This is a genomic window from Bradyrhizobium sp. UFLA06-06 (assembly GCF_054820065.1).
The window spans coordinates 14,475-27,922 of sequence record NZ_JADFUD010000087.1; the positions used below are offsets into that span (position 1 = coordinate 14,475).

Annotated in this window: 12 protein-coding genes, 1 tRNA gene and 1 pseudogene; 7 read left to right on the plus strand and 7 right to left on the minus strand. The window is 64.7% G+C overall.

All coding sequences use genetic code 11. The annotated features are described in order from the left end of the window. Nucleotides 1–86 precede the first annotated feature (86 nt). A complete protein-coding gene (locus tag IF803_RS38890; protein ID WP_411783383.1) occupies nt 87–1,034 on the plus strand; it encodes an alpha/beta fold hydrolase in 948 nt (315 codons plus the stop codon). A gap of 63 nt (nt 1,035–1,097) precedes the next feature. On the opposite strand, the gene IF803_RS38895 is transcribed toward IF803_RS38890, so the two are convergent. Together IF803_RS38895 and IF803_RS38900 are read right to left on the minus strand one after the other, a co-directional pair. Continuing rightward, nucleotides 1,098–1,757, minus strand: coding sequence for a hypothetical protein (locus IF803_RS38895; RefSeq protein WP_461195787.1), 660 nt, complete (start codon nt 1,755–1,757; stop codon nt 1,098–1,100). A 60-nt stretch (nt 1,758–1,817) separates the two neighbouring features. Further along, nucleotides 1,818–3,617 carry an adenylate/guanylate cyclase domain-containing protein gene (locus IF803_RS38900; RefSeq protein ID WP_038384344.1) on the minus strand — a complete coding sequence of 600 codons (1,800 nt, stop codon included), beginning with the start codon at nt 3,615–3,617 and terminating at the stop codon, nt 1,818–1,820. A 239-nt stretch (nt 3,618–3,856) separates the two neighbouring features. On the opposite strand from IF803_RS38900, the gene IF803_RS38905 reads away from it, so the two are divergent. Beyond that, a complete protein-coding gene (locus tag IF803_RS38905; RefSeq protein WP_461195788.1) occupies nt 3,857–4,492 on the plus strand; it encodes a LysE family translocator in 636 nt (211 codons plus the stop codon). 22 nt (nt 4,493–4,514) lie between these two features. On the opposite strand, the gene IF803_RS38910 is transcribed toward IF803_RS38905, so the two are convergent. Then, complete coding sequence (locus IF803_RS38910; RefSeq protein WP_028341339.1) at nt 4,515–5,267, minus strand: sulfite exporter TauE/SafE family protein; 753 nt, start codon at nt 5,265–5,267, stop codon at nt 4,515–4,517. 92 nt (nt 5,268–5,359) lie between these two features. Here IF803_RS38910 and IF803_RS38915 point away from each other — a divergent pair, with 92 nt between their 5' ends. Then, complete coding sequence (locus IF803_RS38915) at nt 5,360–6,253, plus strand: LysR family transcriptional regulator (RefSeq protein WP_018269712.1); 894 nt, start codon at nt 5,360–5,362, stop codon at nt 6,251–6,253. An 8-nt stretch (nt 6,254–6,261) separates the two neighbouring features. Here IF803_RS38915 and IF803_RS38920 read toward each other — a convergent pair whose 3' ends face one another. The 3 genes from IF803_RS38920 to IF803_RS38930 form a co-directional block, all read right to left on the minus strand. Then, nucleotides 6,262–7,239 (minus strand): tripartite tricarboxylate transporter substrate binding protein, encoded by a 978-nt coding sequence (locus tag IF803_RS38920; RefSeq protein WP_461195789.1) that lies wholly within the window; start codon nt 7,237–7,239, stop codon nt 6,262–6,264. 73 nt (nt 7,240–7,312) lie between these two features. Next, nucleotides 7,313–8,092, minus strand: coding sequence for a histidinol-phosphatase (gene hisN / locus IF803_RS38925; RefSeq protein ID WP_038384338.1), 780 nt, complete (start codon nt 8,090–8,092; stop codon nt 7,313–7,315). Nucleotides 8,093–8,662: 570 nt separating this feature from the next. Beyond that, entirely contained in the window at nt 8,663–9,550 is an 888-nt protein-coding gene (locus IF803_RS38930; protein ID WP_461195790.1) for an N-formylglutamate amidohydrolase, read from the minus strand. Nucleotides 9,551–9,854: 304 nt separating this feature from the next. On the opposite strand from IF803_RS38930, the gene cpdR reads away from it, so the two are divergent. Continuing rightward, complete coding sequence (gene cpdR, locus IF803_RS38935; RefSeq protein ID WP_016843340.1) at nt 9,855–10,214, plus strand: cell cycle two-component system response regulator CpdR; 360 nt, start codon at nt 9,855–9,857, stop codon at nt 10,212–10,214. A 78-nt stretch (nt 10,215–10,292) separates the two neighbouring features. Continuing rightward, a tRNA-Val gene (locus tag IF803_RS38940) sits at nt 10,293–10,367 on the plus strand. Between the two features lie 409 nt (nt 10,368–10,776). On the opposite strand, the gene IF803_RS38945 is transcribed toward IF803_RS38940, so the two are convergent. Continuing rightward, nucleotides 10,777–11,394 (minus strand): GNAT family N-acetyltransferase, encoded by a 618-nt coding sequence (locus IF803_RS38945; protein ID WP_461195791.1) that lies wholly within the window; start codon nt 11,392–11,394, stop codon nt 10,777–10,779. A 68-nt stretch (nt 11,395–11,462) separates the two neighbouring features. Here IF803_RS38945 and IF803_RS38950 point away from each other — a divergent pair, with 68 nt between their 5' ends. Next, on the plus strand, nt 11,463–12,377 hold the full coding sequence (locus IF803_RS38950) for a LysR substrate-binding domain-containing protein (RefSeq protein WP_461195792.1): 915 nt from the start codon (nt 11,463–11,465) through the stop codon (nt 12,375–12,377). Between the two features lie 735 nt (nt 12,378–13,112). Then, nucleotides 13,113–13,448 (plus strand): annotated as a pseudogene (locus IF803_RS38955) (AraC family transcriptional regulator); the annotation flags it as partial.

Consider the following 13,448-nt stretch of genomic DNA (forward strand, 5'->3'; position numbering starts at 1 on the left):
TCGCGTTCAAGAGGCGGAAACCGCGTCGCATTTTTTGGCGCTGGCGTCCTTGATCTCCACCCTGTCTCACCACTCCGGTCCCCTTCATGACGCTCGTCTCGATTCCCGCCAACCCGGTTCCGGACGACGTTGTCAGTGGCACCATCAAGACATCAGATGGGGCCGAGCTGCGCTTTGCACGCTGGGCGCCGCCGCCCGGCCGCAAGGGCACGGTCTGCGTGTTCGGCGGACGCGGCGAGATGATCGAAAAATATTTCGAGACCGTGCGCGATCTGCGCGACCGCGGCTTTGCGGTGGCGATGATCGACTGGCGCGGGCAGGGCCACTCGTCGCGGCGGCTGCGCGATCCCCGCAAGGGCTATGTGCGCGACTTCGCCGACTACGAGGTCGACGTCGAGACCTTCGTGCAGCAGGTGGTGCTGCCGGACTGCCCGCCGCCCTATTTCGCGCTGGCGCATTCGATGGGCGGCGCGGTGATGCTGCGCCTCGCGCATGCCGGCAAGCGTTGGTTCGACCGCATGGTGCTGTCGGCGCCGATGATCGACCTGCCGCGCCGCCGCGTGTCGTTCTTCCCGAGCGCGCTGCTCAGGATCATGCGGCTGGCCGGGCAGGGCGGCCGCTACGTTCCCGGCGGCGGCGACGAATTGGTCGGCCTCGCGCCCTTCATCGGCAATCCCGTGACCAGCGATCCGGTGCGCCACGCCCGCAACGCGGCGATCCTGGAAGAAGATCCGACGCTCGGCATCGCGGCGCCGACGATCGCCTGGGCCGACACCGCGTTCACTGCGATGCGCACCTTCCGCGGCATGTCGTATCCGTCCGAAATCCGCCAGCCGATCCTGATGCTGGCGGCGAGCAATGACGAAGTGGTGTCGACGGCCGCGATCGAGGAGTTCGCCTATCACTTGCGCGCCGGCTCGCATCTCGTGATCGCCGGCTCCAAGCACGAGATCCTGCAGGAGCAGGACCGCTACCGCGGCCAATTCTGGGCGGCGTTCGATGCGTTCGTGCCGGGCACGCCGCTGTTCAAGTGAAATATGGCGTTTTCGAGCGAAGTGGATCCCGGTTCGCGTGAAGAAAACGCGTCAAACAAAAATCTAGCGCTGTAGCAGCGCGATGATCCGATCGGGAAAGCGATTGTCCACGAACAGCGTCCTGACCTCGGCGACGCTGAGATAGCGGTCCTTGCCTTCGCCCCTGCCCATGATGTCGAGCAGCACCGGCCACTCGCCGAGCATCAGGAGCGGATAGTAGCAGTGCACGATGCCGTAGGACGGCGGATGCTCGTCCTTGGCGCGCTGGAAATTCGCCGCCATGAAGGTCTTGATCTCGGCGGCCGACAGCCCGCGTTCGACGCTGCCGTCGGGGGCCTTGTAATCCTTGCCGAAGGTCGCGAGCCGCGCGATCTCGTCCTCGTGGACCACCGCGTGCTGGTCGAGGATGCGCGAACCGGCACCGTGCTTGTCGAGCGGGCCGTTGCGCAACGCGTCGAGAATGGCGCCCTGGAACAGGCTGCGCAGCTGGCTGAAAGGACCGAGGCCGTTGGCGATCTGCGCCACCATGAAGATCTTCGCCCGCGCGGTGAACCCCTCGAACCCGGTCTTGCCGGTTGCGCGTCCGATGGTGCCGGTCAGTTCAGGCAGCGGCACGATATGGCCGCCGACATAGTTGCCGGCGACGAGCGCCCGTAGGAACGGGCAGGGATTGTCAGGAGAAATCTGCGGGGCGGGCGCCGTGCTTGCAGCCGTATCGGACATCAAACCACATCCTGAAAAGCGTCAGCTTAAAAAGCATCCATTACCGGTGGATGAATTCGCTCAGGAGTCGACGGCGAATTTCGATGTGGACGCAACCAGAGCGAGTTTGCCGAACGGCAGGCCGGCTTTCAAGAGGCCGTCGCGATAATGCGCGATGTCGGCCGGGTTCTTCCAGTGGAAATTGCGCAAGTGACGCTCGACCGTCAGCTCGGGATGGTTGGCGAGCAGGGCCTCGGCTGCCTGCGCGGCCTCGTCGGCGCGGCCGAGCTGGGCGAGCGCTGCGGTGCGCACCGCAAGGCACTGCAGATGGTTCGGGTTCAGGTACAGCCCCTCGCGCGACCACGACAGCGACGCGTCATATTGCCCGAGCAGATAATGGCTGAATGCGTTCAGCGCCGCCCATTGGTAGCGCGGGTCGCTGTTGCCGCGCTGGACCGCCGTCGAGAACAGATCGACCGCCTTGCGATGGTCGCCGATCACCATGTGGCAGATTCCCAGCACGCCGCGCGCGCCCATGTCGTAGGGGTTGAGCTCGATCGCCCGCTTGATGGCATCCATCGCGGCTTCGTAATGGCCCTGCATCGCGTGCAGATAGGCCAGCAGCGAAAACGCGAACGAGGAGCGCGGGTCGAGCCGCACGCTGCTCTCGGCCAAGCTGACTGACGAAGCCCACAATTCGCGCGTGCTCGGAATCCAGCCGAACTGGATGCTCTGGATCTGGATCAGCGCCAGATAGGCGCGCGCGATCGACAGCGCAGGGTCGAGCTCGATCGCCTCCTTGAACAGCGCGATCGCGGTTTCGCAATCGTCCTTGGTCTGGTGGTAGTAGTGCGACAGCCCCTTCAGGAAGCGATCCCACGCCGTCAGTTCGGCGTTCGGCGAGCGCGCCGGTGCCGAGGCCTCGGCGCGATAGATCTCCTGGGCGACGGCGGCGGAGAGATTCGCGGTGATCTCGTCCTGCATCGCGAACAGGTCGCCCATGTCGCGGTCGTAGCGGCCGGTCCACAGCTGCTCGCCCTTCTCGGGCGCGATCAGTTCGGCGGAGACGCGGATCTTGTTGCCGGCGCGCCGTACCGAACCCTGGATCAGATAGGTTGCGTCGATCTCGCGCGCGATCAGCCGCGTCGAGACGTTCTTGCCCTTGTAGGCGAAGGTCGAGTTGCGGCTCAGCACGCGATAGAAGGATTGCAGCGACAGCGCGTGGATCAGGTCCTCGGTCAGGCCGTCCGAGAAATATTCGTCGGCGCCGCCGCTGAGATTGTCGAACGGCAGCACGCCGACGATGGCGGTGCGATATTGCCCCGGCAGATGCGGGCCGTCGTCCGGAACCTGCTCCTGGGCATCGGACCCGGCCGGCGCCCAGGTCCAGACATTGACCGGCTCGGCGATGTTCTTGAAGCGGTGCGGGCCGGCGTCAACGAGGGTGACGGCAAGCCGCCGTCCCGCTTCGGTGCGGGCCTTGTCCGACACCGCGATGCCGCCGGGCGTTGCGACCGTCTCGAGACGGACCGCGATGTTGACGTCGTCGCCGAACACCTCGTCCTCGTCGGCCATGACGTCGCCCATGTGGACGCCCATCCGGAAGTGCATGGCGCGGTCGGCCGGCAAATGTTCGTTGCGCTCGGCCATCAGGGTCTGCATCGCGACGGCGGCCTCGATCGCGCCGATGATGCTCGGAAATTCCAGCAGGAAGCCGTCGCCGGTGTTTTTGACGATACGGCCGCCATGGTTGAGGATGATCGGGTAGATCGCGCTGCGGTGCGCCTTGAACGAGGCATGCGTCCCCGCCTCGTCGGCACCCATCATGCGGGAATAGCCGGCGATATCAGCGCAAAGAATGGCAGCGAGCCGTCTTTCCATGTCTCCTGTGCCCTGGAATGGCCACTTTAGCCGCGGTGACCGAATCCGATACTTACAAGACAGGCCGGGTCCGGCGGAAGCCCGGTTTGCAGGCACCTATAATGCATAGTAGCAGGAATTGGCACGCGACCAACGGATGGTACAGTCGTTTCTCTACTGAATTCGTGTGTCGCCGGGATGGCGCCGGCTGGCGGATCAGCCTTTCCGGCCGGTTACTTGCATAGGTTAACGTCGCTGACATGCTGGGAATTCACGAGCTTTGGCTGTTTGTCCTGTCCGGGCTGCTGCTCAACGTCACACCGGGGCCGGATACCGCCTATATCATCGGGCGCACGATTCAGCTCGGATGGCGCGGCGGCGCCGCTGCTGCGATCGGAATCAGCTGCGGTTGCCTGGTCCATGTGCTGGGTGCGGCGATCGGCCTGTCGGCGCTGCTGATGGCCTCGTCGACCGCGTTCCTGGCCGTCAAGCTGGTCGGCGCGGCCTATCTGGTGCTGACCGGCCTGCAGATGCTGCTTTCGCGCGCCACGCCGGTCGCCGAGATCGCCGGCCAGGGCGGCGAGACCTCGATCTCGCGCGTGTTCTGGCAGGGGGCGCTGACCAATATCCTCAACCCCAAGGTGGCGCTGTTCTTCCTGGCTTTCCTGCCGCAATTCGTAGCGGCGGACGCGCCACACAAGACGCTCGCCTTCCTGGTGCTCGGGCTGATCTTCATCACCGGCGGCACGCTGTGGTGCCTTGGTCTTGCGGCCTTCGCGGCGCGGGCCGCCGGCCGCATCAGGCAATCGGCCGGCGTGATCGCCTGGATCAACCGCTCGCTCGGCGCGCTCTTCATCTATCTCGGCGTCCGCGTTGCGACGCTGGAAGCGCGCTAGCGCGCGCTTTGGCTTTGCCGCTCTAGCCGTGGATCTTGAGCAGCGCGCTGCCGGCGAGATAGATGCCGAGCAGGATCATCGAGATCAGGAACCAGCGGCGGAACGCCTCGGGATGCATCCGCGTGCGAACCGCCTGGCCGATGAACATGCCGGTGAACGACGCCGCCATCGCGACCGCGCCCGGCAGCGCGGTGGCTGCCGTCAGCAGGCCCGAGGCCGTGAGGTTGAAGGCTAGCGCCACGGTCGCGGTGGTGAAGAACACGCCGAGCGCCTGCACCAGTTCGTCCTTCTCCATGCCGATCGCCTGCATGAACGGCATCGAGGGGATGACCTGAACGCCGGTCGCCGCCGAGATCAGCCCAGTGATGACGCCGACGATGCCGCCGATCCATTTCTCGTCGCGCCGCGCGACCTTGAAGCTGAACCGGCTCAGGCCGACGATTGCGTAGATCACCAGCAGCACGCCCAGCACCACGGTGCCGTACGCCGCGTAAGGCCCGGTCAGTAGGCCGGCATTGATCCAGATCCCGGCCACGGTGCCGAGCATCAGCGGCCACAGCCGCTTGATGATGTCGCGCAGATAGGGACCGACGAAGGTCTGCCAGATATTGGTGACGATCGCCGGCACGATCACGATCGCAATCGCCTGGCCCGGCGCCATCGTGGTTGCGAGCAGCCCCATCGCGACCGTCGGCAGGCCGAGGCCGAGCGTACCCTTGACGAAGCCGGCGAGCAGGAAGGCGAAAGCGATGAAGATCAGGAGATGGTCGACCATGGCGGCACATTGACCGATCGATGCGAACGGCACAATCTGGAGGTTACGGAGTTAGCCTTCGGGGTGTCCGAAGGTATGGGGCGGGAAACGTCATGCGGTTCGACCTGACCGATTTGCAATTGTTCATCGCGGTTTCCGATGCGCGCAGCATCACGCAGGGCGCGGCGCGCGCGAATCTTGCGCTGGCTTCGGCCAGCGAGCGGATCAAGGGCCTCGAGGAGGCGCTCGGCGTCGCGCTGCTCAAGCGCGGCCGCCGCGGCGTCGAACTGACGGCGGCGGGCGAGAGCCTGCTCGGCCATGCCCGCATCGTGATCCACAATGTCGAGGCGCTGCAAAGCGATCTCGCCGCCTATGCCAGCGGCGTTCGCGCCAACGTGCTGCTGCTGGCCAACACCTCGGGCCTCTCGGAGCATCTGCCGCGGGCGCTCGCGGCCTTTCTGCACGAACATCCCGATATCAGCGTCGATGTCGAGGAGCGCGAGAGCACCGATATCGCGACCGCGATCGCCAGCGGTGCCGCCGATCTCGGCTTCGCCGCGGAACACGCGCTGCCCGACAGCGTCGAGCGCTTCCTGTTCAGCGAGGACCGCCTGATGCTGGTGGCGTCGCGACGCAGCGATCTCGGCGGCCGTCGCCAGATCGACTTCCAGGAAGTGGTCGGCCGCGATTTCGTCGGGCTCACGGCGACGTCCGCGCTGCAGGTTCATATCTCGCGGCACGCCGCAAAGCTCGGTGCGCGGCTGCGCTTCCGCGCCCGCCTGCGCGGCTTCGATGCGATCTGCCAGATGGTCGCCGCCGATGTCGGCATCGCCGTGATCCCGGAGACCGCGGCGCGGCGTTGCGCGGCGTCGATGCCGATCACGACGATAAGGATCCGCGACGCCTGGGCCAACCGCCGGCTGACGATCTGCGCGCGCAGCTTCAAGGCGCTGCCGCGGGCGGCCAAGCAGCTCGTGGACTATCTGCGCGCCGAAGCGCAGCGCTGACGGCTGGCTCATTTCGACGTCACCACGCCGGCGTCCTGGATCACCTTCGCCCATTTCCTGATGTCGGCAGCGATGAAGTCGCGGAAATGCTCCGGCGTGTCGCCGGCCAGCGTCAGGCCTTGCTCGGCGAGCTTTTGCTTGACGATCGGATCGGCCATCGCCGCTGTGGCGAATTGGTTCAGCCTGGCGACGATCGCCGGCGGCGTTCCGCCCGGCGCGACCATGCCGTACCAGTTCTCGATGATCAGATCGGGCATGCCGGCCTCGGCGGTGGTCGGCACGTCGGGGGCGGTCGGCGCGCGTTCGCGGCCGCCGAGCGCGATCGGCCGCAGCGCGCCCGCCTTGATCTGCGGCAGGATCACCGGCAGGTCGAGGAAGGTCATCTGCACCTGCTGACCCAGCAGGTCGTTCACCGCCGGCGCGGCACCGCGATAGGGCACGTGCACGATCTCGACCTTCGCCGTCAGCTTGAACAATTCGCAGGCGAGATGCGGCAGGCTGCCGGGGCCGGAGGAGGCGAAGTTGAGCTTGCCCGGCTGCGCCTTGGCGAGCGCGACCAGTTCGTTCATGTTCTTCGCCGGCACGTTGGCGGCGACCACCAGCATCTCCGGCACCGTCGCGACCAGCGTCACCGGCGCGAGGTCCTTCAGCGTGTCGTAGGCGACCTTCTCCATGCTCGGGCTGATCGCCAGCGCGCCCGCGCTCGCGATCGCGACCGTGTAGCCGTCGGGCGCCGCCTTCGCGACTGCGTCGGTGCCGAGCACGCCGCCCTGGCCAGCGCGGTTGTCGACGATGACGGGTTGCCTTGCGAGCTCCGAGATCTTCTGCCCGATCACCCGCGCGATGATGTCGTTCGGCCCGCCGGGCGGGAACGGCACGATCAGCCGGAGCGGCTTGGTCGGGAAATCCTGGGCGAAAGCCGTGACGGGCGCGAGAAGCAGGAGAAGGGCTGCCAGCAGCCTGCCGCACATCGTCATGTCGCCCATCCCTGACTTTTCTGGTTGCGGTCAGGATGGGCGCAGATCAGACGCCCGGCAACTCAAGAATCAGGCCAGGAACTCAGGCGTTCAGCAGCTTCATCGCCGCTTCGTGCACGCGCGGGTCGCCCGCCGCGATGATCCGGCCGCCGCTTTGCGCCGGCTTGCCGTCCCAGGTGGTGACGACGCCGCCGGCGCCGGTGACGATCGGGATCAGGCCGGCAATGTCGTAGGGCTTCAGCTCGGTCTCGACCACGAGGTCGAGATGGCCGGCAGCGAGCATGCAATAGGAGTAGCAGTCGCCGCCATAGCGCGACAGGCGCGCCGCGTTCTCGATGCGGCCGAAGCGGGCGCGGTCATCCGGATTCATCAGCAGCGGGCTCGTGGTGAAGACGGTCGCCTCCTTCAGCGAGGCGCAGCGCCGCACCGAGAGCCGCCGTTCGCCCGACGGGCCGGAGTAGTGCGCCGAGCCGTTGTCGCCCGAGAAGCGCTCGCCGATATAGGGCTGGTGCATCATCCCGAATACCGGCGTACCTTTGTGCAGCAGCGCGATCAGCGTGCCCCAGATCGGAAAGCCGGCGATGAAGGATTTCGTGCCGTCGATCGGATCGAGCACCCAGACATAGTCGGCGTCCTCGCGCTCATTGCCGAACTCCTCGCCGACGATGCCGTGCTGGGGGAAGTTCGACTTGATCAGCCGCCGCATCACGGCTTCCGCGGCCCGGTCGGCCTCGGTGACCGGATCGAAATCGTTCGAACTCTTGTTGTCGACCGAGAGCGAGGTGCGGAAGAACGGCAGGATGGTTTCGCCGGATGCGGTCGCGAGGCGGCCGATGAAGGCGGTAAAGTCGATGACCGTCACGGCATGTCCCTGAACTGCGCAAACGACGCGGTAGAAATCGGATGCGTTCTTGCCTAGCTCAATCCGGCGCGGCGCGCACGATTAACGGAGTGTTATCCAGCCCGACGACGCGGTTCCGGACTTTCGATTTGGCTTCGGATTCGAAAGCGCCCCGGGTCTCTGCCTCGATCACGAAGTTGCGAATTCTGGTATACAAGCTATGCGCGGAGCGCCGACCGCTCGGGGCTTCTCTTGTAAGGCATTGATCCTACATACGGAAAGCCGCCCCTGCCGGCCTGTTGCAGTTCCGCCAGACTTTCCAACATTACCCAAGAAATGTTTCGAAAGTTCTTGCGTTTTGTGCAGCGCGGTCGCATATTGTTGCGGTGCGGTAGCGCCTCGCGCTATCGCTGCCCTCCTTGGGCGTTTCCTCCCTAGACTTGGGCCGCTTGTTCATTCAAGCGGCCCTTTTTTCTTGGGCCGTCGTTTCCGCAAGTGAACTGAGAATCTAGTTCGGCGCTTGATCGCGCCGCCAACTTGAATTCTTGGTTCATGACTTCGTCGGGATCGCAGTGCCCGACGAAGGCTTGATTACTCCGCAGCCGCCTGGAACGGGCCGAGATCGCCGAACGGGATTTTCGCGAGCGCATCCGCCAGGGCGGCGAAGTCGGCGGCCACCTGCGCGAAGCGCGGCCCGCGCTCGCGGCGCCGCTCATCCATATAGACCGCGCGGTTGAGCTCGATCTGCACGGTGTGCAGGCCGCTTGCCGGGTTGCCGTAATGCTCGGTGATGAAGCCGCCGGCATAGGGCTTGTTGCGGCCGATCGAATAGCCGAGCGAGCTCATGATCTCCTCGACGAGGTCGGGCAAGAGCGGCGCGCAGCTCGTGCCGTAGCGGTCGCCGATCACGACGTCGGGCCGGCGCGGCTCGTCGCGCGACACGCCGACCGACGGCATCGAATGGCAGTCGACCACGATCACCGCGCCGAACGCCTGGTGCGCCTTGTTGATCAGCCGGCGCAGCGCGCGGTGATAGGGCTTGTAGAGCACCTCGATCCGGCGCAGCGCCTCGTCGACATCGAGCCGCTCGCGATAGATCTCCTGGCCGTCGCCGACCACGCGCGGGATGGTGCCGAGCCCGCCGGCCACCCGCATCGAGCGCGTATTGGCAAAGCTTGGCAGCCGCCCGGTGAACATGCGCGGGTCGAGCTCGTAGGGCTCGCGGTTCACGTCGACATAGGAGCGCGGGAAGTTGACCCGCACGATCGGAAAGCCGCGATCGCTGAGGCCCGCGATCAGCTCGTCCATGAAGGAATCTTCCGAGCGGCGCAGCGACACCACGTCGATTCGCGACGTCTCGAGGAATTCGGCCGGGTAGACCGAGCCCGAATGCGGGGAATTGAAGATGATGGGCGCGCGCCAGGCCTGCGGCTCAACGATCTCGAACGGGGGCGACAACTCGCCAGCAAATTCGGTCATTCCCTTGGCGCCGTCCCTTGCGTCCGCCTCGCCCCGCAACAACTGAGTGTGCCGGAAAAGCGGAGATTTATGGGCAGACATTGTCGGTAATCGCGATCATTCTGCCAAGTGAAAAGAGTGTGGTTTCGGCTGGAACGCGTCTTAAAAGCAGCAAATGCGGCCCCGGTTGATTCGATGTCCGGTTCAGTCCACAAATGGGTGGCGCGCATTTGCCGCTGGCTTGACGCAAATTTCACCCGAAATTTACCGTCAGTCGGGCTAACTGTTCGGACTGCTCCTCAAGCCGGATTCGACGATTCCTGCCATGCCGAAAATACTTCTCGCCGAAGACGACACCGATATGCGCCGCTTCCTGGTCAAGGCGCTCGAAAACGCGGGTTTCAAGGTCTCGCCGCACGACAACGGCATGTCGGCCTACCAGCGGCTGCGCGAGGAGCCGTTCGAAATGCTGCTTACCGACATCGTGATGCCCGAGATGGACGGCATCGAGCTGGCGCGCCGTGCCTCGGAACTCGATCCCGATATCAAGATCATGTTCATCACCGGCTTTGCCGCGGTGGCCCTCAATTCCGATTCGGAGGCGCCGAAAAACGCCAAGGTGCTGGCCAAGCCCGTGCACCTCAGGGAATTGGTTAGCGAAGTGAACAAGTTGCTAGCGGCCTGATTCGCCAAAAAACCTTCACTTTGTATCCTTGCCTGCCCCGCCGCCGTCCGTTATAGGGACCCGATCCAAATACGCTTTGGGTGCGTAGCTCAGCGGGAGAGCACTACCTTGACATGGTAGGGGTCACAGGTTCGATCCCTGTCGCACCCACCATCCTTCGCTCGCGCAGCGAGTGAAGGATGCCGCGCCGAAGCCCAACGGGCGGAGGCGGGCTTGCGGCCGAGAGCTTCGGCTCGGCAAGCCACGCGTCACAACGACGAAGTCGTGGTTTCTGCTTCAACCTGTCAAACAGCGCAATGTCATCCGCGCAGGCGGGTATTCCAGAGACAGCAGTATTTGAACCGAGGGGCCGCGGCTCCCTCCAGGCGTCGTCGTGCGAAAGCAGGGACCCATACTCCGCGGCGGATGCTGTTGAAGGGATTCGTCGTTCAGTCATCGCGCAACAATCACCTTCGGTGGTTATGGGTCCCTGCTTTCGCAGGGACCCACTGAGTGTATTGCGCTGCCGGTGAGTCATACGCCCGCATTCGCGTGACATCGTTTTGTCCGAGCTTGGCCGCCGCTATGGAGGGCGGTCGGACGGAAGCCGGTAGCGCCACGTTTCGCCGGCGAGAACCCCGCGCTGCCGACGCACAACGGAGGGCCATTCGGAGCGAACCGAGCTCAGGACCGCAGCATCGGCGGACGGACCTTCATCAGCAGCGAAATATGCGCGAAGCCTTCCTTCGCAGCGGAAGCCGAGGGCGGCGTAGAGATCAAGCATGTGCCTCAGGCGCCAGTCCAGATGCAGCTCGGCCCGCTCGACGTCGAGCACCTCGAACGCATACCGCGTCATGAGATGTGCAACGTGACTGACGAGCATGGCCTCGTCCAGTTGTCCGATGCTCCAGATGGGGGCGAACGTAGCCCGCTTCTCGCGCCGGTCGATCGCGCCGAACCCGGAAACGCCGAGCAGGTCTCCCGATCCCGCGGCCTCGATTGCGAACGCGGCTGCGGTGTCGACCTGGTCCCGTGCCGCCGCCAGGCGCGCGGTGTTCGGGCGGTCAGATGTGCCGCGATCGAGCCGCCGCAGCATGGCTGCGTCGCGAAGCTGCTGCGCGCGCGATGACTGCGGGCCGGTCATCCTGGTCAACAGGATGCGGTCGGTGGCGAGGCTCGCATGGTTGCTCGACGGGTACATGCCCTATTGACGCACCCGATCAGCATGCCGTCAAATGACCGGAACGCCAGTTCATATGCAAATTGGTCATGCCCCTGAATCCAAGACATATCGACCTGTTTCGAGAGGTCGTGCGCCACAACGGAATCACGAAGGCTGCCTTGAGCCTTCGGGTGGGGCAGCCATTCATCAGCCGCGCGATCGCACGTCTCGAGCGCGAGATCGGTTTTGCGTTGTTCGAACGCGGGCGAGGCGGCGTCACGCTGACGCCGGAAGGCGAGATATTCCTGCGCGAGGTCGAGAGAAACCAGGCCGGCCTCGAGTATCTGGCGCGCGCCGCGCGCGGCATTCGCGAGCGCGGCAGCGGGACGCTCAGGATCGCATGTCTTCCGGCGTTCACCTATTCGTTGATGCCGCAGATCGTCAGCAGCTTCCTGCGGAAGAATCCCGACATCGTCGTATCCGTGGCTGTCCACAGCCCCGAGCGCGTCTGGAGTCTGGTGGCCTCGGGACAATGCGACGTCGGACTGGCGCGGCCGCAGGCGGGGTTTGCCGCGGTCGACGACGAGCTCCTCATGACAACGGAGGCGGTCTGCGTCCTGCCCCGCCAGCACCGGTTGCGCTCGAAGCGATCGATCGCAGCGCAAGATCTGCGGGGAGAGCCCATGATCGCAGCTTCCCCGAGCGCACCGCATCGGTCCCGCTTTGAACGCATCCTCGATGAGGCCAAGGTCGAGATCAAGACGGTCGCGGAGATCCAGTACAGCATGCAGCGTTGTGCCCTGGTTGCACAGGGGCTGGGTTTCTCGATCGTCGACCCGATCGTGGCCCGGGATTTTGCAAGCTCCAGAATCGTACTCAAGCCGTTCGTGCCACGGTTGGAGATCGCGACCATGTTGCTGCTTCCGTCGCAGCGGCCGCGAAGCCGTCTCGCACTTCAATTCTGCGATCTGCTGCGCGCCGGAACCGCTGATTACAGGAAGTCCGCGCGCGTGCAGGCTTGAGCACCAGCGGCAAGGTCTTCTCTCGCGTTGCGCTCGGCATGACCTCGCGGGACGGCGCGAGCCCGCCTGCTTTGCTCAGCGCGCTGTGCTCGTAGAAAAATTCGACGGGCACTTGTGACTTTCGTCATCTCGACGCTCACATGTGAATGCCGCAGCGTGCGCGCGCATGTACGCCTCGCGTGTGTTCGATTCGTACGGATTGCATTCACGTCGCAGGCGGTGGATTGCCGCATGATTGGGCAAGAGCGTTCGCAATGCGATCATGCGTGGGATTCTCGATATGTCATCTACCGTGCTTAGGTGGCGCCTTTGCAGCGACATGCGTTTCGTCCAGGCGCGGAGATCGAGAAAATTTTCTGAACACTCTGCGATGATGCGTTGCCCGATCGCATCGCATGAACGCAATCTTGGATTTCTGCACGCCGCGCGTTGCCGCCCCTCTGGTTCTCGCGCAGATTGTTCTCTAGATCAGTCAAGCCTGCTCGTGACGGAGCATCCGAGCCGGACACGGCAATGACGCGACAATGATGAACGCCATGTGCGAGCACGACTGCCAGAGGAACCTGCGTCAACCCTATCGGGAGCGGCCGGCGTAAGTCGTCGATGTCCGAATCCCGAAATGCCTCTTCCTTGTCTCCCCGAAATTCGCCGGTCTGTGAGCGGCCGGCGACGCAACCTTGGGAATGCGCCTCCGTTGAGCCAACGTTCGTCGGCGCCAACGGGGCACGAAAGTACATGCAAGAAGACGACAAGACGCCGGCACACGCAGCGCAGTTCCTGGAACACGTTCCCTTGCCGCGCGAGCCGCGGAACATCAGGGATGTAACCCCCGCGCCGCCGCGGCTGTTCTCGACACGACACTATCCGCCCTCGGAGCAGTTCGAGGTCTGGAAGACGCGGATGGCTTCGCTGGTCGACGTTGCGCCACCGGAAGGTCATAGCCCTGCGCACGGGTTCCTGGTGGAGTACCTGACCTGCAACATGGCCGATGTCGTCTTCACGTCGGGGCGATTCGCCGCGCAATCATTCGCCCGTGTCATCAAACCGTCGCATGGCACGCCCGTCGATATC